Below are 17,823 nucleotides of genomic sequence, written 5' to 3'. Positions count from 1 at the left end.
ATGCACTCCCTCAACCGCCGCGGCTTCCTCGGCCTCACCGCCGGTCTCTCGATCGCCACCCTCACCGGGTGCGGCACCACCGGCGCCCAGACGTCCGCCCCTTCCACGCCCCGCGCCGGCGGACGGCTGCGTGCGGCGTTCGCGGGCGGCGGAGCCAAGGAAGTGCTGGACCCCCACCTGGCGAACCTGTTCGTGGAGGCCGCGCGGTCCAAGGCGCTGTACGACAAGCTCGCCGACCTCGGTCCGGATGTCTCGGCGCAGCCCAGACTCGCCGAGAAGTGGGAACCGGACGCCGCACTGACCCGCTGGCGGATCACCCTGCGTGAGGCCACGTTCCACAACGGCCAGCCGGTGCGCGCGGAGGACGTGCTGGCCAGCTACGCCCGCATCCTCGACTCGAACCGCGCGTTCCGGGCCAAGTCCAGCCTCGCGTTGATCGATCTGGCGAACAGCCGTGCGGTGGACGACCGGACGGTGGAGTTCGCGCTGAAGCGGCCGTTCGTGGAGTTCCCCAACGTGCTGGCCGCGTTCGGCGCGTACATCGTGCCCGCCGGGGCCGAGGACTTCACGGCGCCGGTCGGCTCCGGGCCGTTCAGCTTCGTGTCGTTCGAGCCCGGCAAGTCGGTGCTGCTCAAGCGCAACGCCGAGTACTGGGAGGGCGCGCCGCACCTGGACGAGCTGGAGTTCGTGATCGCGAACGAGGAGTCGGCGCGGACGAACGCGCTGCTCGGCGGGCAGGTGGAGTACGCGCACGACCTGACCCCGACCACCGCTCGCAGTCACAGCGGCAGTGACCGGCTGGCGATCCACCGTGCGCCGAACAGCGCCGTGCAGGCGTTCGCGATGAAGGTGGACCGGCCGCCGTTCGACAACCGGGACCTGCGCGAGGCGATGTTCCTGCTGGCCGACCGTCCGCAGTTGGTGGAGTCGGTGCTCGCGGGCGCGGGGCAGGTGGGCAACGACCTGTTCGGCAAGGGCTACCAGCACTACGCCGACGACATCGCGCAGCGCACGCGTGACCTGGACAAGGCGAAGTTCCTGATCCGCCGGGCCGGTGCCGAGGGGCTGACGGTCAAGCTGGACACGTCGACCGCCGCGGCCGGGATGGTGGAGGCGGCCACGGTGTTCGCCGACCAGGTCAAGGGCTCGGGGCTGACCATCGAGGTGGTCACCGGCAACAAGGACAGCTACTGGGCCGACACGCTGAAGAACGGGTCCATGTCGAGCTTCCGGTCCGGTGCGATGCCGATCGAGACGCACATCGCGCAGCGGCTGTTGAGCGGTTCGGGCACCAACGTGACCAAGTGGGCGCGGCCGGAGTTCGACGCGCTCTACGACCGCGCGGTGTCTACTGTGGATGCTGGTGAGCGCACGTCGGTCTACCGCGACATGCAGCGTTCCCTGCACGCCGAGGGCGGCTACCTGATGTGGGGCTTCGCGGACTGGATCGTCGGCGCGGCGCCCAACGTCGGCGGCATCTCCACCGCGCCCGCGAACACGCTCGACTGGGCGCGGTTCGACAAGGTGTGGTTGGGGTGAGCCTGCGCCGGTACGCTCTTCGGCGGCTGGCGATCGGCGTGATCCAGGTGCTCGCCGTCGTAACCGTGGTGTTCCTGCTGGTGCAGGCGTTGCCAGGGGACGCGGCGGTGGCGTTGGCGGGCGACAACCCGGACCCGCGCCGGATCGAGGAGATCCGGGTCGCGATGGGGCTGGACCGGCCCGCGCTGGACCGGTTCGGCTCGTGGCTGTGGGGGCTGGCGCACGGCGATTTCGGGGTGTCGCTGTTCTCCGGTCGACCGGTCGCCGAGTTCCTGCACGACGGGCTCGGGCCGACGCTCGTGCTGGCGCTGCTGGCCTTGGTGCTGCTGATCCCGTTGTCGGTCCTGCTCGGTGTGCTGGCGGCGTTGCGTGAAGGCGGGCCGTTGGACCGGGTGGTCACGACCGTCACCGTGGGCCTGCACTCGATCCCGGAGTTCGCGCTGGCCGTGGTGCTGATCGCGGTGTTCGGGGTGCAGTTGCGGTGGCTGCCGCCCACGGCGGTGGGGGCGGACCTGTTGGCTTCACCGGCCGTGCTGGTGCTGCCGCTGGTGGTGCTGGTGGCCCGGCCGTTGTGCTCGATCAGCCGGTTGGTGCGGGCGGGGATGATCGACGCGCTGGCCTCGGACCACGTCCGCCACGCCCTTCGGCTGGGGATCGGTGTGACGCGAGTCCGGTTCGCGCACGCGCTTCCGTCCGCTTTGGCGCCGGCCGTGCAGCAGGTGGCGCGGACTGTTGATTGGCTGTTGGGCGGTGTGATCGTGGTCGAGGCGGTGTTCGTCATTCCCGGCCTGGGCACGATCCTGGTGGACGCGGTCGCGGGCCGTGACCTGCCGGTGGTGCAGGGCTTGGCGGTGGTCTTCGCGGTCACCACGGTGGTGGTGAACCTGGTCGCCGACCTCGTGGTGTTCCGGCTCGCGCCGCGATCGGTGGCGATCGCATGAGGGGCGTCGGTGCGCTGCTCGTCGTGGTGCCGTTGGCGTTGGCGCTGCTCGGGCCGTTGTTCGTGCCGGATTCGTTGACGCGCGGGGCGCCGTTCGTGGCGAACTCGTCGTTGGGCACGGATTTCGTGGGCCGGGACGTGTGGCACCAGGTGCTCGCGGGTGGGCAGACGGTGGTGTTGGTCGCGTTGCTGGCGACGTTGCTCGCTTATCTGGTGGGCGTGCCGTGGGGCGTTGTGGCGGCCATGTCGCGGGTTCGGATCGTTGACGAGGTGCTGATGCGGCCGCTGGACCTGCTGCTCGCGGTGCCGTCGCTGCTCGTGCTGATCCTGGTGGCGGCCATTGCCGGGCCGGGTCTGTCGGTGCTCGTCCTGGTGGTTGCGCTGGTCAACTTTCCTGATGTGGCAAGGATTTCGCGGGCTTCGGCGTTGGAGATCTCCGGGCGTCCGGCGTTGGAGGCGATGCGGTTGCAGGGCGAGACGTGGTGGCGGACGTCGATCGTCTACACAGGACGGTCGATGCTGCGGACGTTGGCGGCTGACTCGGGCGTGCGGCTGACCGGTGCGCTGTATCTGGTGGCGTCGGCCAGTTTCCTGGGGGTGGGGGTGGCGCCGGATGCGGCGGACTGGGCGGTCATGGTCGACCGGAACCGGGTGGGGCTGTTCCTCCAGCCGTGGGCGGTGGTCGTGCCGGCGTTGCTGATCGTGGCGTTGTCGGTGGGGCTGAACCTGGTGTTCGACCGTGCGCTGCGGGCGGAGGCTCGGGCATGACTGTCGTGCATGTCGAGGGTCTGCGTGCGGTGGCGGGGTCTCACACGTTGGTCGACGGGGTGAGCTTCGCTTTGTCCGCCGGGCAGGTGGTCGCTTTGGTGGGTGCCTCCGGTAGCGGGAAGACGACGACCGGGTTGGCGTTGCTCGGGGAGCACGCGCCGGGGGTGTCGGTGAGCGGGCGGGTCACGGTGACCGGGCGGGTCGCGTTCGTGCCGCAACAGCCGTCGGCCGCTTTGAACCCGGTGCGGCGGTTGGGGGGTGTGTTCCGGGAGATCGCGGCGTTGCACCCGGGTGTTCCTGATTCGTTGATCTCGACCGCGTTGCGTCGGGCGCGGGTGCCGGTGGAGTTGCTGCGGCGGTATCCGCATGAGCTGTCCGGTGGGCAGCAGCAGCGGGTGGTGTTGGCGCAGGCGCTGGTGGGTGATCCGGCGGTTCTTGTCGCGGACGAGCCCACTACCGGTCAGGACCCGATTACGCGGGCGGAGGTGGTGGACGAGCTGGCGTCGGTGGTGGCGCAGGGAGTTGCTCTGGTGCTGCTGACGCATGACTTGGACGTGGTGCGCGCGTTGGCGGATGAGGTGGTGGTGCTGCGTGCGGGTCAGGTGGTGGAGGCGGGGTCTACGGCTGACGTGCTCTCACGTCCCCGTTCCCCTTACACGGCCGCTTTGGTCGCCGCCCAGCCCCGCGTCACTGTTCCGACTGCGCGTGGGCTTGCTTCGCCTCGGCTGGAGACCCGTTCACTTTCCGCCCGGCACCGGTCCACGACTGTGCTGCGTTCCGTTGATGTGCGGGTCGGGGCGGGTGAGCGGCTTGCTGTCGTGGGTCGGTCCGGGAGTGGGAAGACGACTCTGGCGCGGTGCATCGCCGGGTTGCACCCCACGTTTGACGGGGAGGTGCTGCTCGACGGCCGGCCGCTGCCCCGGTCGTTGCGACGGCGTTCGCGGGGGCAGTTGGCTGCTGTGCAGTACGTGTTCCAGGACGCTCGTGCGTCGTTCGATGCTTATCGGACGGTGCTGGACCAGGTCAGTCGGACTGCCGTGCGGCTGGGCGGCGTGGCTGATGCTCGCGCGTTGGCTCTGGCCGAGTTGGCGGCCGTGGGGCTGGACTCGGAGACCGTGGCGCGTCGACCTGCGGGGTTGTCGGGTGGCGAGTTGCAGCGGGCCGCTTTGGTGCGCGCGCTACTCGCCCGGCCGGACGTGCTGGTGTGCGACGAGATCACGTCCGGTTTGGACACGTTGACGCAGGCTGGTTTGTTGGACCAGCTTGCGGCGTTGACGTGCACTTTGGTGCTGATCAGCCATGACCTGGCCGTGGTTGCGCGGCTGGCGGACCGCGTCGCGGTGCTGCACCAAGGAGAACTTGTCGAGCACGGTGCGGCGGGCGACGTGCTGGGCGCCCCCACGCACCCGGTGACCATCGGCCTGTTGGGTCGAGCGATGGAAGGAACAGAGGAGAAGAGGACATGACCGAGTACCACCGTGAAGTGGGGCCCTATGAGGTCCGTCGGGCGCGTGCGGCTGATTTGCCGGGGGCGCGCAGTGTCATGCTGGATACGTTCTACCAGGAGTTCGGCTACGGGTATCGGCCGGAATGGCACGGTGACGTGATCGATCTGCAGGGTGCGTACGTGCGGCCTTCGCGGCACGCGTTGTTCGTGGCGGTGAAGGGCGACGAGGTGGTGGCGACCACTGGTGTGCGTGCGACGGCGCCTTCCAGCCCACCGCATCCGGCTTGGCTGGCGGCCCGTTACCCGGAGCCCACTACTGCGCAACTTTTCCGGGTGTACGTGCGACCCGATCACCGTCGGTCCGGGTTGGCGCGGGCTTTGGTCGACATGGCGACGGCGTTCGTGGCGGACACGCCGGGGTATCGGAACCTGTACCTGCACACCGACACCCGTATCGCGGGGGCCGAGCCGTTCTGGCGGTCGGTGGCCGAGGAGGTGCACGACGCCCGTGACGGCGACCCGATTACCTTCCAAACCGTCCACTTCGAGATCCCGTTGGGACGCTGAGGTCTTGCCGGTGGGCAGGCGGCCTCCGTCTGCCCACCAGTCCAGCACCCTCACTCATCGACCGCTGCGCGGGGCCGATGATGAAGCCCGAGGTCCAGTCAGGTGGCCTTGTCGTACACGTCGGCCCAGTAGGTGAAGGCGTCCCTGGATTGGGCCTGGGGCAGGGCCAGGGTGTCGAGTCGCAGCATCTTGGTCTCGTAGTGGGCGATGATCTGCGGGGCTTCGTGGAACACGGTTGCGGTGTCGGTTTCTGCGTAGGCCAGCGATTTGATCGGCTCTGCGAAGGTCAGCAGTGCGCCGTGGCGCAGGACGGTTTGGTCGAACGGAGCGTCCATCGGGATGAGTCGCGGCGTGACGCGTGTCGTCTCGCACATCATGGCCAGTCGCAGCATCTGGTCCCGCATGACCGCCGGGCCGCCGACTATCCCGCGCACTGCGCTCTCGTGGAGGTAGAGGATGGTGTGGGGGCGGTTGAGGTTGTGCAGCGCGTGAAGTGCCTCTTGTCGGGCTATCCGGGCGGCGGCGATCGCGCTGTCACCGGTCAGGGCGCGGGTGTAGTCCTGGGTCTGGGCCAGGGCGGGGACGGTGAACGGCTCGTAGGTCGTGATGGTCCGTGCCATCCGTTCGTGCAGCGACAGGGCGGTCAGGGTGTCCGGGGCGGTGCGGTGCGGTCGCATGAAGCTGCCGGTGGCGGGTTCGCCGGCGATGGCGAGGATCCGGTCGCGGGTGGGCGGGGCGGTGCCCAGGCGGCCGAGCAGCGCGCCGATCTCGCCGGGGCTCGTGCCCCGGCTGCCGGTTTCCAGCTTGCTGAGCTTGCCCAACGACCAGCCCAGGGCGTCGGCCGTTTCGGCTGAACCCATCCGTGCCCTGCGCCGGATCTTGCGCAGTTCCTCACCCAGTTCGCGGCTGAGCGCGGTACTCAGCCTGGGCTGCCTGTGGATCTTCTCGGCGATCTCGGTAACCATCGGCTTTCCTGTCACAGGTCGGTGGGATCGGGCACTTGCACTGCTGCTGCTGACGATGCCCGCGGCGCATAGATCTCCCGTTCGACGTACGCGTAGGCCATCGCCTCGTAGTGGTGGTCCTGGTCCGTTTCGGCGACCCGCCGGTACACCCCGCCGGCGTACTCGTGGAAGGCCCGCCGTTGGTCGGGTGACGCATCGGGTGGCGGTGCCAGCCGGGACAGCGCGGACTTCGCCCCGGCAAGGGTCCGCACATCAGAAACCTGTCCCTGGCGGGTCATCACTGCATCACCGGTCGGGTGGAGGCGGCGGGCACGTCAGTTGGAAGAGGAGACGTGCCCACCTCCGGCCGCACTTGCCTGGACCAGGAGGACACAGACAGGCGCGGTGTCGAGGCCCAGCCATCACATCTCACTGCGGTAGCTGAGGACGCGGCGGAGGCGGGCGCCGACCAGACCTCGGCTGCTCCACCGCCCGCCGCGCATGTCCGGCCACCCGGTCCAGGGGTGGCCAGTGGCTCTGGGTGGAGGTAGCCGCCGGGCTCGGCGAACGAAGGACCGCGTCGCCTTGTCGAGATCAGCAGGATGAGTGCGGGCAGCAGGCCGACCGCCGCACCGAACAGTAGGTCCATCACCGAGCGCCCGGGAGCTTCCTGAACGCTTCCTGGTCGACGGCCACCGTCGTAGTGGCCGGCCTGCCGAGGGTGTCTCGGCAAAGGAACTTACGACTGAACGCCATCGGGACCTCCGAGCGGAGTGGGGGGCTGCTTCGACCTGCGCTGCGCGGTGCTGCGCAACACAAGGGTGCTGCTGCGCAGCATGTCTTGTCGATACCCCGATCGGGCGTCTCTAGGACGGCTGTCACCGGCCCTATGCTGTGCTGCATGGTTCGCAGCACCCCGAAAGCAATGGCCCTCGGCGCCTTGATCAAAGCCGGCCGCGAGGCGGTCGAGCCGCCGCTGAGCCAGCGCGCCTTGGAGCGGCAGGTGGGTCTGGGAGTGGGTGCGATGTCGCGAATCGAGAGCGGTGAACGCCCGCCGGACGTTGAGCTGACGGCGGCCCTCCTGGGCGCGCTGGGTGTCACCGGGCCTGATCGCGAGCGAGCGCTGGCTCTCGCACGAGAAGAGCCCGACGACGCGAGCTTGGCGTGGCTCGCAGTAGACCTACCGGGGCAGCGGCAGCAGCTGCATGCTCTGCTCAAGATCGAGCAGTTGGCCGGCGCGATCGTCGACATCAGCCCGCTCGTCGTGCCGGGCCTTCTCCAGGTCGGCGGATACGCCCGCAGCATCATGCGCCGGGGCGGTGTGCCCGACGACGAAATCGAAACACGCGTCGCGATTCGCATGGGTCGGCGCGACGTGCTGACGAGGTCGGCTCCGGTTCAGTTCACCGCAGCGATCGGTGCAGGCGTGTTCCGGCAGCGATTCGGTGGCCCGGCCGTGATGCGCGAGCAGTTGGAGCACCTGCTGAAGATGGCTCAACTGCCCAATGTAGAGCTTCGCGCAGTCCCGACCGACGACGAGTGGAACCCCGCTCTGGCCGGCGCGTTCAGCCTCATCACGATTTCCGCAGCGAAATCTGTGGTCCATCTGGAGAACCAGACTTCCGGCTTGTTCCTCGAACAGCCGGAGGAAATCGCGGCATTCGACAGGGCCGCGACCGAGGCGTTGAACGTCGCGATGAGCGCGGACCAGACCTCTGCGCTCATCGACGACGCTCTTCGCCAGATCGATTGATGAGGATGCGATGAACGCACCGAATTGGAGGAGATCGAGCAGAAGCAACACGGCGACGAACTGCGTCGAGTTGCGGAACGACCTGGCCGCGATCCGGGACTCGAAGGACGCCGGCGGTCCAGCGCTGGCGTTCTCCGGGCCGGGTGCCGTGCGGCGGTTCGTGACGGCGACCAACACGTCGCGCTGACGCTCGTACTCCAGCAGGAGGCCCACACCCGAACATCTGGGTGCGGGCCTCCATGCGTCAGTGGGCAGGCCGCACTACTGCGCAACTGTTCCGGGTGTACGTGCGCCCTGATCACCGCCGGTGCGGGTTGGCGCGGGCTTTGGTCGACATGGCGACGGCGTTCGTGGCGGACACGCCGGGGTATCGGAACCTGTACCTGCACACCGACACCCGTATCGCGGGGGCCGAGCCGTTCTGCCGGTCGGTGTGACGCAACTGACTCAGACAACTGCCCGCAAACAGCGAGTGTCGTCCGCCTCCAGGTCCGGGTCCAAGAAGTAGCCGACGCCCTCGGCTCCCAGCAAGGTTTCCGGAACCGTCGAACCCAGCCCTTCGCTCAACCCCAAGTAGTCCAACCGGGGCCGTGGTCGTGGCCGGCGGAAGAGCACGATGCTCGCCAACGACCCGACCGATGAGGCGACGGACTCGACCAGGGCATCCGGCGTCGTGGTGGTCACCTTCAGGTCGGGGTAGACCAACACCTCCGCGCCGGCCCTGAGTCGGGACACCACGTCGTCCAGATCCTCGGCACCGACCAGGTACCAATCCTCCCCGTAGCGCCCCCCTGCCCGCCGTTCCATCAGCAACACCGGCCCGGCAGACGCCTCGATCACGCCGCGAACCGACGACCAGAAGTCGTGATCCGCGAGAGGAGGCGGATCTGGGTCATCGTCCGGATCGTCCTTCTCCTCGAAGTTGTGGTTGACGTAGAGACCGCACTCACCGGCGACTTCGATGAACGCCGACAGATCGCGCGGTCCGGACATGCTCAGGTAGAAGTCCCAGCTGACGTGCACGTGCACTCCGTCACCCAGGTCGAACTGGGCGTTGTAATCCGCTCCCCTGAGCAGGTTGCGGAGCAGGATCTCGACCTCTTGCCGGTCTACGACACGCCCGTTGTACAGCTCACCCAGTTCTTCCGGCGGAAGCTCAGCCACGAAGACGTGCCGCAGCACCACCCGCTGGGAGCCGAGCGAATCCATGACCGCGCGCACCACGCGTACGTATCGGTCCTCGACCTCAAGGTAGTCCTGCAACGTCAGTTCACGGCCGTCGAAGACGGTGCCGACCTCGTCGAATTCCGTCCAGACGCAATCACCCTCGAAGCGCGCCCGTGCACGGTCCGAGGGTGAGTGCTTCGAGATGCTGAGGTAGAACATCACTTCCTGATTCGTCACCGCCGATGATTCCGTCCGGCAACTCCCGGATCTACCAGTGAAGGTCCGGAAGCTCGGCGATCCGGACCAAGTCGGCCACGGTCAGCGGTGGGGAGGGGCGGGTTGGGGTGGCGCGGCCTGGGCCGGTGTTGGCGGCGTTGGTGGAGTGGATGCTGATCACGGTGCCGTCCGTTGCCTTCGTGTTGAGGAACAGTCGGCTCACGCCACCCTCGGTGTTGGACTCTATCGCCGCCTTGCGACCGTCGGACAGCTCCACGATCTCGCACGTCGCCCGGTCGCCGCAGGTCACCTCGCCATCACCGGGCTTCTCCAGGTTCACCAGCAGCCACCCGCTACCGGCCGCGTCGGACAGGTTCGCCATCGCCCGGTACCCGCCCTGGCTGATGCGGAACTTCAAGGGCTGGGCGGACACGCCGGGGATCGGTTCGGCGCGGAGGCCGGGAGGCAGCGCACCTGCCAACACCGGGTCCAGTTCGGCCGCACGGCGGTCGGACGGCGCCGCGGGCTCCGATCGGCCGGTCCACTGCACCCTCAGTTGCGGGGCAGTGGCCAGGGCAATCAGTTGATCATCGTTCAACACCCTGGTCGTCAAGCCCTGGCTGCCGGTCTCCACGACGTGCACGTACGTGCCGTCCGTCCGCCACACGTCAGCAGTGACCAGCGTCGCGTCCGGCATCGGCTCCACGATCACCCGCGCCGTCGAGCCGTCCGGAAGCGTCCTGGTCGAGCACTGCGTAGTCGGGTTGTAGTGCACGCACTCACCGGGTGGCTGGCCACCGACCTGCCTCACGTACACCGTGACCGACCGGTCGCCGGCAACCGTGAACGTGCCGCCCCAACTCCCCCGCACCACGCACAGCTCCAGCGGACTCGCCTGGACATCAGCCGGTAGCGCGAACCGCTTGAACGCCTCGGTGAGCCGACCGGACTCGGCCAGTTCGTCGGGGTTCGCCGTGCCACGCGGTTGGTCTGGGAAGCCGCCTGTCATCTTGGGCACCACACAGCCGGGGTTGACCGGAAGCGGCGTGGTCGTCGGCACCGTGGACGCAAGGCCCGCGGGTTGCGACGGCGTCCCCGTCAACATCGTGCTGACCCCGACGACGGCGATGACGCCCACCGCGACCGCGGTCAACGCGCCGAAACGCCGCCTCGCCCGCCGCCTGCGCCCGTCCGCGACGACCCGCTCGAACTCCAGGCCCAACCCCGGCTCGTCCGCCAGCGCCGATCGGATCATGTCCCGCACCTCGTCGCTCACAAGCCCTCCCACGCCACGGTCCGCCTGGTCTCCAACGCCCGGCGCAGCGTGCCCAGACCCTTGGACACCTGGCTCTTCACCGTTCCCTCGCTGCACCCCAGCGCCGCCGCCGTCTCGGCGACCGGCAGGTCCTCCCAGTACCGCAGCACGACCGCGGCCCGTTGCCTCGGCGGCAGCGCGGCCAACGCCCGCCGCACGTCGATGGCCTCCTCGACCCCCGTCACCGACGCGCCCGACTCCGGCACGGCCTCCACGACCGTCTCCGGCCGACGCCCCCGCCACCGGGACTCGTCGATGACGGCACGCACCAACACCTTGCGCACGTACGCGTCGATCCGCCCGTCCCTGTCCAATCGCCCCCAGTGCACGTAGACCTTGGCCAGCGCGGTCTGCGCCAGGTCCTCGGCCTTGTGCCAGTCACCGCACAACAAGTAGGCGGTCCGCCGCACGACAGCCGCCCGTGCCTCGAAGTACGCCCGGAACTCGCGGTCCCGATCGTGCACGCGACACCTCCTCCACTCGGTCACCCCCTATACGGCGTCCCACCGCACGCCGTTGCCCGTAACTTTGGGTGATCACGACCGGCTGATCGGGAGTAGTCCGCACACAAGGGTGAGCGGTGTCCGACTGCCGGGTCGGACACCGCTCACGTTCCTGTGCGGCCGGGGCTTACGGGGCCGGGTACTCCGCGACGTAGACCGGGACGCCGATCTTCGTCATGTCGGCCGCGTCACCGACGCCGTTGACGACGTGGTCGATGACGCCCGCGCTGAGGTTGACCGTCATGATGTGGTGCAGCTTGACGCCCGGGGTCTCCGGGACCTCGAAGCCGTTCTCGGTGTGGATCGACGGGTTGTTCTGGTTGAACACGTAGATGCCACCGCCGTGCAGCGTGTGCGACCGGACGTGGTCGCCCACCTTGTAGCCCGCCCAGCCTTCGACGTCACCGTTCATCCAGTCGGCCTGCGTCGGCGGGTCGTACGGCAGTTCGTTCTGGTAGAGCACGGTGGTGCCGTGCTCGCCGTTCCAGACGGTGTTGTACTGCTGGAAGTGCTCGACGAACAGACCGGTCGCCGTCACGTGGTCGCCGTTGACCACCACGCCGGTGCGGCCGATGTTCGTGTTCCAGCGCTCGGTGTCGGTGAAGCCCTCGACGCCGTGGTCACCGCGCCACACCCACGTGTGGTCGATGAGCACGTTGTCGCTGTTGACTTCCAGCGCCGTGTCGGTCTTGCCGACGTGCGGCCCGCCGACGCGGAAGTAGACGTCGGACAGCGTGGTCGGGTTGGCCGGCGAACTCGGGCGGTTGCCGTGCTTCTTGCCCACCCGCATCAGCACGGGCGACAGCTCGGTACCGGCATCGACCGTGACACCGGCGATGACGACACCGGGCACGTCCGCGACGTCCACCGGGGTGGAGCCGTTGACGGCGGTGAGGGTGGCGTGGCCGATACCGAGGACCACCGTGTTGCGGCGCTTGACCTCGATGCTGCGCTCGATGTCGTACACACCTGGCGTGAGCAGCAGGTGCTTGCCGCGCGCGAGCTGGTTGTTGATGTCGCGCACCGAGTCGGCCGGCGTCGCGACGAAGAAGTCGGACAACGGGATGGTGCGACCGGCGGTCATGCCGTCCGCCCAGGAGACGCCCCTGGTGTTCTTGCGGGCTTCCGGAACACGGACGTTGTAGGCGCCCGACGCGTCGACGAACAGGTACGGCTTCTCACGGCTCAGCGGAGTGGTGTCGAGCGTGGTGTACGGCGGGGTCGGGAACTCCGCGTCGTCGGGAGCGCCCACGACACCGGAGAAGACCTGGTTCCACACGCCGTTGGACCAGCTCCCGACCTCGCTGTTGCGGGTCAGCCACTGCTGCTGCGAGCCGTTGACGGTGGAGGGCAGCCGGGAGTCGGCGATGAACCCGCCGCTGGCGTACTGCGGACCGGCGGTGCAGTAGTCCATCAGGGACATCGTCCCGCTGGTGACGTTGAGCCGCCGCAACGACACGGCCTGCGACACGGCCCAGAAGTTGGCGCCCGCACGGCACCCGTCCTGGCCCGCTCCGTCGATGTTGATGGTCAGGTTGCCCAGCGTGCGCCAGAAGTTGACCAGGGCGAGGCAGTTGGCCGTGCCACCCTCGGTGAGGCAGCGGTTGTAGACCTCCACCTTGCCGTTGATGACGACGTCGGTCGGTGAGGCGCCCAGGCCGGCGATCTCGGTGTAGTAGCCGACCTTGATCTGCAACGGCTGCTCGGCGGTGCCGTACTGGCCGGGCTTGAAGAGGTAGGCGTACCGCTCGGTGCCCATCTCGTTGTCCACCTGGGCGGCGTGGGTGGCGTCGAGGGCGGCCTGGATCTCGGCGACCGGCATGCTCGGGTCGAAGACCTTGACGTTCACGCCGAGCTGGTCGGGTGTGCCGGGGCGGGGCGGGTCGGCGCTCGCGGCCGGTGCGATCGTCACGGCGGTCGCGGCCAGCGCGAGGCCGAGCACGAACACCCGACCTCGGCGCGTGGGAGCGCTCTCACGTCTTGCGTGGGGCATGATCGTCATTGACTAGCCTCTATGGGGGTAGTAACGCCGACCGACCGGCCGCCGATGCGAGAGAGCGCTCTCACAACTGCACCTGCCGGGATCGGACATGGGAGCAACGGTTGGCTATTTCTACCGCGCGGACCGCTCCAGCGCCATGCTCGATCGCCTCGAAATTTCAGAGTAGGCCCCCGGTCACCGTCCGTGCCGACCGTACGACGGCGCCGTCACGGCCACAGCCGGGCCTTGGTCCACCCGTCGTCACCGCGCTCGTACCGCAGCCGCACGTGCCACGCGCGGGACGTCGGCCGGCCCTCCGAGTCCACAGTGGACAGGGTTATTACGTGCGACTCCGGCACATCGCGTTCGATCGCCGTGCGCAACTGCAGTCCGGGCCGGCCGGCTGAGCCCCCCACGCGCTCAACCGGCCGGGTCTGCGGGCCGAGGATTCCGCCATCCGGACCACTCCCGCGGTTGGCACCCCGCAACGCGATCCGGAACTGGCGCACCCCGGCGCCGTGTGGCCCCTCTCGGTGTGCGGATCCGGTGTTTGCCGACCCCTCCGGCGACAAGCACCAGGACGTCACCGCCATCGATCTTCAGGTTAGGGGTGCGGGCGCTCCACCACTGTCCGGTGAACGCCTGACACCTCTGGTCACCGCCCCCGACGCCCGTTGCTGACGACCTGTGACCGACCCACGTCGCACCGCTTCGAAAGTTTCGAACGCCTACACCCAGGACAGATGGCGACTTGGCGTGCTCCGCGCTTTCACCCGGATGACGGCGAGAGTGGCAACAACTCGCGCTTTACCAGCGAGAATTGCTCCTTTTGGCCCACAGTCACACACCTGAAGTTCATTGACGCGACACTGCTGGTCCCCCTATCGTTTCGCAGTAGTTCCCGAAAGTTTACCCTAATGTACGAAAGTTTCGGCGACCGTCCTGCGACCCCCGCCATGGAGCGGGCGGTGCCCAGCCGACACCGGCACCGGCTCAGGAGGAACGAACGAGATGTCTCAACTCGTCCTGTTCGCGATCGACATCTGCGCAGTGGCACTGCTCGTGTTCGGGCTCTACTTCCCCCGACATCGCCGCCGCGACCTGGTCGTCGCCTACCTCGGGGTCAACATCGGCGTCCTCGCCGTCGCCAGCGCGCTGAGCGCCAGCAACGTCGGCGCGGGGCTGGGACTCGGGATGGCGCTGTTCGGCGTGCTGTCCATCATCCGACTGCGCTCGACGGAACTGGACCAGCACGAGGTCGCGTACTACTTCTCCGCCCTCGCCCTCGGTCTCCTCGGCGCGCTGGGCACCACCGCGGTCTGGCTCAACGCGGGCCTGATGGCACTCATCGTCCTGGTGATGTTCCTGGGCGACCACCGGCGGCTGTTCCGCCACTACCGGCACCAGATCCTGGTGCTCGACACGGCGATGACCGACCACGTGGCACTCGTCGCGCACCTGGAACAGCTGCTGCACGCCAGGGTGCACGCCGTCAACGTCCAGCGGCTCGACCTGGTCAACGAGACCACTGTGGTCGACGTCCGGTACGCGATCACCGCACGCGGCCTGACCTCCGCCAAAGCCGGCGTGCCCACCCACACGGGAGCGCGCCGATGACCACGATGCCGATCACGCGCGCGCTGGCCCGGCTGGCGCCCGTCGGGCTCGCCGAACTGGTCGACCGCGCCGCGTTGCAGACCAGGGTGGACCGCAAGTACCTCGTGCCCACGGAGGCGTTGCCGCGTCTGCTCGACCAGCTCTCGCCGTACGCCAAGGCGTTGGACATCGACGGTGAACGCACGTTCCGCTACGAGTCGGTGTACTTCGACACGCCCCGGTTGGCCAGCTACTACTGCGCGGCGTACCGACGCCGCCGCCGGTTCAAGGTGCGCACCCGCACCTACCTGGACTCCGGCGAGTGCTGGCTGGAGGTCAAGATCAGCGGCGCGCGCGGGAGCATCACCAAGCACCGGCTGCCGTACCACTCCCGGGACTGCGGCACCGTCCACCCCGGACGCGACTTCGTCGACGAGGCGCTCGGCCGCGAGTCGATCGGCCCGGAGACGGCGAGTTCGCTCGACCCGGTCCTGGTGACCGACTACCACCGGGCCACCCTGCTGCTCCCGGGGACGCTGAGCCGGGTCACCATCGACACCGAGCTGTCCTGGCGGGACGCGGATTCGACGTTGCGCCTGCCCCACCTGGCCGTGGTCGAGACGAAGACCGCCTCAGCCGCCACACCGGTCGACCGGATGTTGTGGCAACGAGGGCTGCGGCCGGCCCGCATCTCCAAGTACGCCACCGGTCTGGCCGCGCTCCGGCACGACCTGCCCGACGTGCCGTGGCGACGGACGCTGCGTCGCCACTTCCGCGGCGTCGCGTCGTCGGTCGACCCGACACCGACCATGTCCCACCGACCCGAACAGGAGGCATCGTGCGTTTGACCAACCGCAGCAACGGCGCCGCGGCTACCCACGGCACCACGGGACTCGCGGTCGCCGCCGTGCTCCTCGCCGGATTGCTCATCCCGTTATCGGCCGGCGCCGAACCGGAACCCGCGCCCTCCCCCGCCACGCGGAACGCGAGCACGGCAGCCGCCGACGCCATCACCGCCGCCGCCTCGGCCGAGGACCTGGTCGGCGACATCGTCTTCTCCGTTCCGAGCCGGACCTTCCAGGGGCAGGTGTCGGTGTCGCTGAGCACCGCGATCGCCGGCGCCCAGATCCGCTACACCACCAACGGTCAACTGCCCAACGGGCAGTCGACGCTCTACCAAGGCTCACCGTTGCAGTTCACCCGCAGCACGCAGCTACGGGCGCAGGCGTTCGTCGGCGGAACGGCGTCCGGACGGCCCGGAACCGCCATGTACGCCGCCCAGAACGTCACCACGGCGCACGACCTGCCGGTGACCCTGATCGACTCGTACGGCGCGGGGAAGCCCGCCCGTGAGTACTTCCACGCCACCGCGATGATCTTCCAGCCGAGCGCGGGCGGGACGACGTCGCTGGCCGGGACGCCCACGATCGCCACCCGCGCCGGGTTCAAGCTGCGCGGCCAGTCCTCGGCCTCGTTCGAGAAGACGCCCTACCGCGTCGAACTGTGGGACAACGACAACGATGACGCCTCCTACCCGGTGCTCGGCATGCCCGCCGAGTCCGACTGGGTGCTGCGCGGACCGTTCACCGACAAGTCGTTGATCCGGGAAGCCTTCATCTACGACCTCGGCCGGGAGATGGGCCTCAAGGCGCCGCGGTACGCGTTCACGGAGCTCTACGTCAACACCGACGCGAGTCCCGTGGCCGCCAACGACTACATGGGCGTCTACATGCTCGTCGAGACGATCAAGAACGACAAGGACCGGCTCGACCTCAAGAAGCTGAACGCCGACGACACGACGCTGCCCCGGATCTCGGGCGGGTACATCTTCAAGTTCGAGTGGATGGCCGCCGAGGAGCCGACGCTGGCCTGCACGGGGCCGACGAACACGTGCTGGAACTACCTCGAAGTGGCCGACCCGGACCCGCTCCAGCCCGCGCAGCGCGATTGGTTGCGCAACCACATCCAAGAGTTCCACAACGCTTTGCGCGCGCCGAACTTCGCCGATCCGGTCAACGGCTACCAGAAGTACATCGACGTGCCGTCGTTCATCGACCACATGATCATCAACGAGCTGAGCCGCGGCATGGACGCGTACCTCCGCAGCGCGCACTTCTACAAGGACCGGGACGCCAAGATCTTCGCCGGTCCGCTGTGGGACTTCGACCTCACGTTCGGTGTGGGCGGGTACTTCCAGAACGACCAGACCGCGGGCTGGCAGCACTTGCAGACCCGGCAGCCGTCGGCGAACGACTGGTACGCCCAGCTCCTCCGTGACCCGGCGTTCGTGAACCAGCTCAAGTCGCGCTGGCAGTCGCTGCGCCGCGGCCTGTTCGCCGATTCCGCCGTGCAGAGCCGGATCGACACCCTCACCAGACCGCTGGCCAACGCCGCGCAGCGCAACTTCCAGCGCTGGCCCAACCTCTCCACCGCGATGATCGGCTTCTTCAACACGCCGACCGCGCCCACGTGGCAAGGTCAGGTGCAGTTCATGCGGGACTGGATGCAGCGCCGCTCGGCGTGGCTGGACTCGGCGTCGGGCTGGGGCGGCGCCACGACACCCACGTCCACCACCACGCCGACCTCCACCTCCACATCGACATCCACGTCGACTTCGACTTCGACTTCGACTTCGACTTCCACCACCACTCCCGGCGGGGCGCGGTGCAGCGCGACGTACACGGTGGTCAACCAGTGGCCGGGCGGGTTCCAGGGTGAAGTCCGCGTCACCGCGGGCACGTCGGCGATCAGCAACTGGACCGTGTCCTGGACCCTCGGCTCCGGGGAGGCGATCAGCCAGGCGTGGAACGCGACCGTCACCACCCAGGGAACGGTGGCCACGGCCCGCAACGTCTCCCACAACGGCACGGTGGCGGCCGGGGCCACGACCACGTTCGGGTTCCTCGGGACGTCCACCGGGACGCCCGGCAAGCCGGTGCTCACCTGTGTCGGGAATTGACGACAAGTTTCGCAAACTGTTGACATGTTCCGGCGACCGGCTTGATTCTATTTCACGTCGATAGCGCACGTGCGGCAAAACCCCTGCACCGGAAGGAACTCGCCGATGTCGGTCAACATCAGACGCGG

General features: G+C 68.5%; 18 protein-coding genes. 11 read left to right on the top strand and 7 right to left on the bottom strand.

Annotated features, from left to right (window positions below; all coding sequences use genetic code 11):
- From F4560_RS00865 to F4560_RS00845, 5 genes are read left to right on the top strand one after another with little or no spacing between them, the layout of a single operon-like run.
- Complete coding sequence (locus tag F4560_RS00865; protein WP_184914841.1) at positions 1-1,539, top strand: ABC transporter substrate-binding protein; 1,539 nt, start codon at positions 1-3, stop codon at positions 1,537-1,539.
- On the top strand, positions 1,536-2,480 hold the full coding sequence (locus tag F4560_RS00860) for an ABC transporter permease (protein WP_184914838.1): 945 nt from the start codon (positions 1,536-1,538) through the stop codon (positions 2,478-2,480). Before F4560_RS00865 ends, F4560_RS00860 begins: the two co-directional genes overlap by 4 nt.
- Positions 2,477-3,247 (top strand): ABC transporter permease, encoded by a 771-nt coding sequence (locus F4560_RS00855; protein ID WP_184914834.1) that lies wholly within the window; start codon positions 2,477-2,479, stop codon positions 3,245-3,247. Before F4560_RS00860 ends, F4560_RS00855 begins: the two co-directional genes overlap by 4 nt.
- Positions 3,244-4,713 (top strand): ABC transporter ATP-binding protein, encoded by a 1,470-nt coding sequence (locus F4560_RS45345; RefSeq protein WP_184914830.1) that lies wholly within the window; start codon positions 3,244-3,246, stop codon positions 4,711-4,713. Before F4560_RS00855 ends, F4560_RS45345 begins: the two co-directional genes overlap by 4 nt.
- Positions 4,710-5,261: a GNAT family N-acetyltransferase gene (locus F4560_RS00845; RefSeq protein WP_184914826.1), complete on the top strand. Its 552-nt coding sequence runs from the start codon at positions 4,710-4,712 to the stop codon at positions 5,259-5,261. Before F4560_RS45345 ends, F4560_RS00845 begins: the two co-directional genes overlap by 4 nt.
- A 98-nt stretch (positions 5,262-5,359) precedes the next feature.
- Here the strand turns inward: F4560_RS00845 and F4560_RS00840 are convergent, their stop codons facing one another.
- Positions 5,360-6,226: a helix-turn-helix domain-containing protein gene (locus tag F4560_RS00840; RefSeq protein WP_184914823.1), complete on the bottom strand. Its 867-nt coding sequence runs from the start codon at positions 6,224-6,226 to the stop codon at positions 5,360-5,362.
- An 11-nt stretch (positions 6,227-6,237) separates the two neighbouring features.
- On the bottom strand, positions 6,238-6,477 hold the full coding sequence (locus tag F4560_RS00835; protein ID WP_184914820.1) for an AMED_5909 family protein: 240 nt from the start codon (positions 6,475-6,477) through the stop codon (positions 6,238-6,240).
- Between the two features lie 629 nt (positions 6,478-7,106).
- On the opposite strand from F4560_RS00835, the gene F4560_RS00830 reads away from it, so the two are divergent.
- The 3 genes from F4560_RS00830 to F4560_RS00820 are packed head-to-tail and all read left to right on the top strand — an operon-like array spanning position 7,107 to position 8,395.
- Entirely contained in the window at positions 7,107-7,958 is an 852-nt protein-coding gene (locus tag F4560_RS00830) for a helix-turn-helix domain-containing protein (protein WP_184914818.1), read from the top strand.
- 10 nt (positions 7,959-7,968) lie between these two features.
- Positions 7,969-8,145, top strand: coding sequence for a DUF397 domain-containing protein (locus F4560_RS00825; RefSeq protein ID WP_184914815.1), 177 nt, complete (start codon positions 7,969-7,971; stop codon positions 8,143-8,145).
- 52 nt (positions 8,146-8,197) lie between these two features.
- Positions 8,198-8,395: a GNAT family N-acetyltransferase gene (locus F4560_RS00820; protein WP_184914812.1), complete on the top strand. Its 198-nt coding sequence runs from the start codon at positions 8,198-8,200 to the stop codon at positions 8,393-8,395.
- 10 nt (positions 8,396-8,405) lie between these two features.
- Here F4560_RS00820 and F4560_RS00815 read toward each other — a convergent pair whose 3' ends face one another.
- The 5 genes from F4560_RS00815 to F4560_RS00795 form a co-directional block, all read right to left on the bottom strand.
- A complete protein-coding gene (locus F4560_RS00815) occupies positions 8,406-9,362 on the bottom strand; it encodes a hypothetical protein (RefSeq protein ID WP_184914810.1) in 957 nt (318 codons plus the stop codon).
- A 31-nt stretch (positions 9,363-9,393) separates the two neighbouring features.
- Positions 9,394-10,596, bottom strand: a complete 1,203-nt coding sequence (locus F4560_RS00810) for a hypothetical protein (protein WP_184914807.1) — start codon at positions 10,594-10,596, stop codon at positions 9,394-9,396.
- A gap of 17 nt (positions 10,597-10,613) precedes the next feature.
- Entirely contained in the window at positions 10,614-11,120 is a 507-nt protein-coding gene (locus F4560_RS00805; protein WP_184914806.1) for a SigE family RNA polymerase sigma factor, read from the bottom strand.
- Positions 11,121-11,286: 166 nt separating this feature from the next.
- Positions 11,287-13,152: a pectate lyase-like domain-containing protein gene (locus F4560_RS00800; protein ID WP_184914803.1), complete on the bottom strand. Its 1,866-nt coding sequence runs from the start codon at positions 13,150-13,152 to the stop codon at positions 11,287-11,289.
- 215 nt (positions 13,153-13,367) lie between these two features.
- Entirely contained in the window at positions 13,368-13,523 is a 156-nt protein-coding gene (locus tag F4560_RS00795) for a hypothetical protein (protein WP_184914800.1), read from the bottom strand.
- A 628-nt stretch (positions 13,524-14,151) separates the two neighbouring features.
- Here F4560_RS00795 and F4560_RS00790 point away from each other — a divergent pair.
- Genes F4560_RS00790 through F4560_RS00780 form a run of 3 tightly spaced genes read left to right on the top strand, consistent with a single transcriptional unit; the run spans position 14,152 to position 17,695 of the window.
- Positions 14,152-14,757 carry a DUF4956 domain-containing protein gene (locus tag F4560_RS00790; RefSeq protein WP_184914797.1) on the top strand — a complete coding sequence of 202 codons (606 nt, stop codon included), beginning with the start codon at positions 14,152-14,154 and terminating at the stop codon, positions 14,755-14,757.
- Complete coding sequence (locus tag F4560_RS00785; protein WP_221483281.1) at positions 14,754-15,584, top strand: polyphosphate polymerase domain-containing protein; 831 nt, start codon at positions 14,754-14,756, stop codon at positions 15,582-15,584. Before F4560_RS00790 ends, F4560_RS00785 begins: the two co-directional genes overlap by 4 nt.
- On the top strand, positions 15,575-17,695 hold the full coding sequence (locus tag F4560_RS00780) for a CotH kinase family protein (protein WP_184914794.1): 2,121 nt from the start codon (positions 15,575-15,577) through the stop codon (positions 17,693-17,695). Before F4560_RS00785 ends, F4560_RS00780 begins: the two co-directional genes overlap by 10 nt.
- Positions 17,696-17,823 lie beyond the last annotated feature (128 nt).

Source organism: Saccharothrix ecbatanensis (genome assembly GCF_014205015.1).
Taxonomy (GTDB): domain Bacteria; phylum Actinomycetota; class Actinomycetes; order Mycobacteriales; family Pseudonocardiaceae; genus Actinosynnema; species Actinosynnema ecbatanense.
This window is presented reverse-complemented; position numbering and strand designations above follow the sequence as displayed.

Excerpts from the sequence above, each read along its gene's own strand:
- F4560_RS00785 (WP_221483281.1), top strand. The coding sequence starts at position 14,754 with ATGACCACGATGCCGATCACGCGCGCGCTGGCCCGGCTGGCGCCCGTC.
- F4560_RS00855 (WP_184914834.1), top strand. The coding sequence starts at position 2,477 with ATGAGGGGCGTCGGTGCGCTGCTCGTCGTGGTGCCGTTGGCGTTGGCG.
- F4560_RS00845 (WP_184914826.1), top strand. The coding sequence starts at position 4,710 with ATGACCGAGTACCACCGTGAAGTGGGGCCCTATGAGGTCCGTCGGGCG.
- F4560_RS00865 (WP_184914841.1), top strand. The coding sequence starts at position 1 with ATGCACTCCCTCAACCGCCGCGGCTTCCTCGGCCTCACCGCCGGTCTC.
- F4560_RS00790 (WP_184914797.1), top strand. The coding sequence starts at position 14,152 with ATGTCTCAACTCGTCCTGTTCGCGATCGACATCTGCGCAGTGGCACTG.
- F4560_RS00800 (WP_184914803.1), bottom strand. The coding sequence starts at position 13,152 with ATGCCCCACGCAAGACGTGAGAGCGCTCCCACGCGCCGAGGTCGGGTG.
- F4560_RS00830 (WP_184914818.1), top strand. The coding sequence starts at position 7,107 with ATGGTTCGCAGCACCCCGAAAGCAATGGCCCTCGGCGCCTTGATCAAA.
- F4560_RS00825 (WP_184914815.1), top strand. The coding sequence starts at position 7,969 with ATGAACGCACCGAATTGGAGGAGATCGAGCAGAAGCAACACGGCGACG.
- F4560_RS00810 (WP_184914807.1), bottom strand. The coding sequence starts at position 10,596 with ATGATCCGATCGGCGCTGGCGGACGAGCCGGGGTTGGGCCTGGAGTTC.
- F4560_RS00820 (WP_184914812.1), top strand. The coding sequence starts at position 8,198 with ATGCGTCAGTGGGCAGGCCGCACTACTGCGCAACTGTTCCGGGTGTAC.
- F4560_RS45345 (WP_184914830.1), top strand. The coding sequence starts at position 3,244 with ATGACTGTCGTGCATGTCGAGGGTCTGCGTGCGGTGGCGGGGTCTCAC.
- F4560_RS00840 (WP_184914823.1), bottom strand. The coding sequence starts at position 6,226 with ATGGTTACCGAGATCGCCGAGAAGATCCACAGGCAGCCCAGGCTGAGT.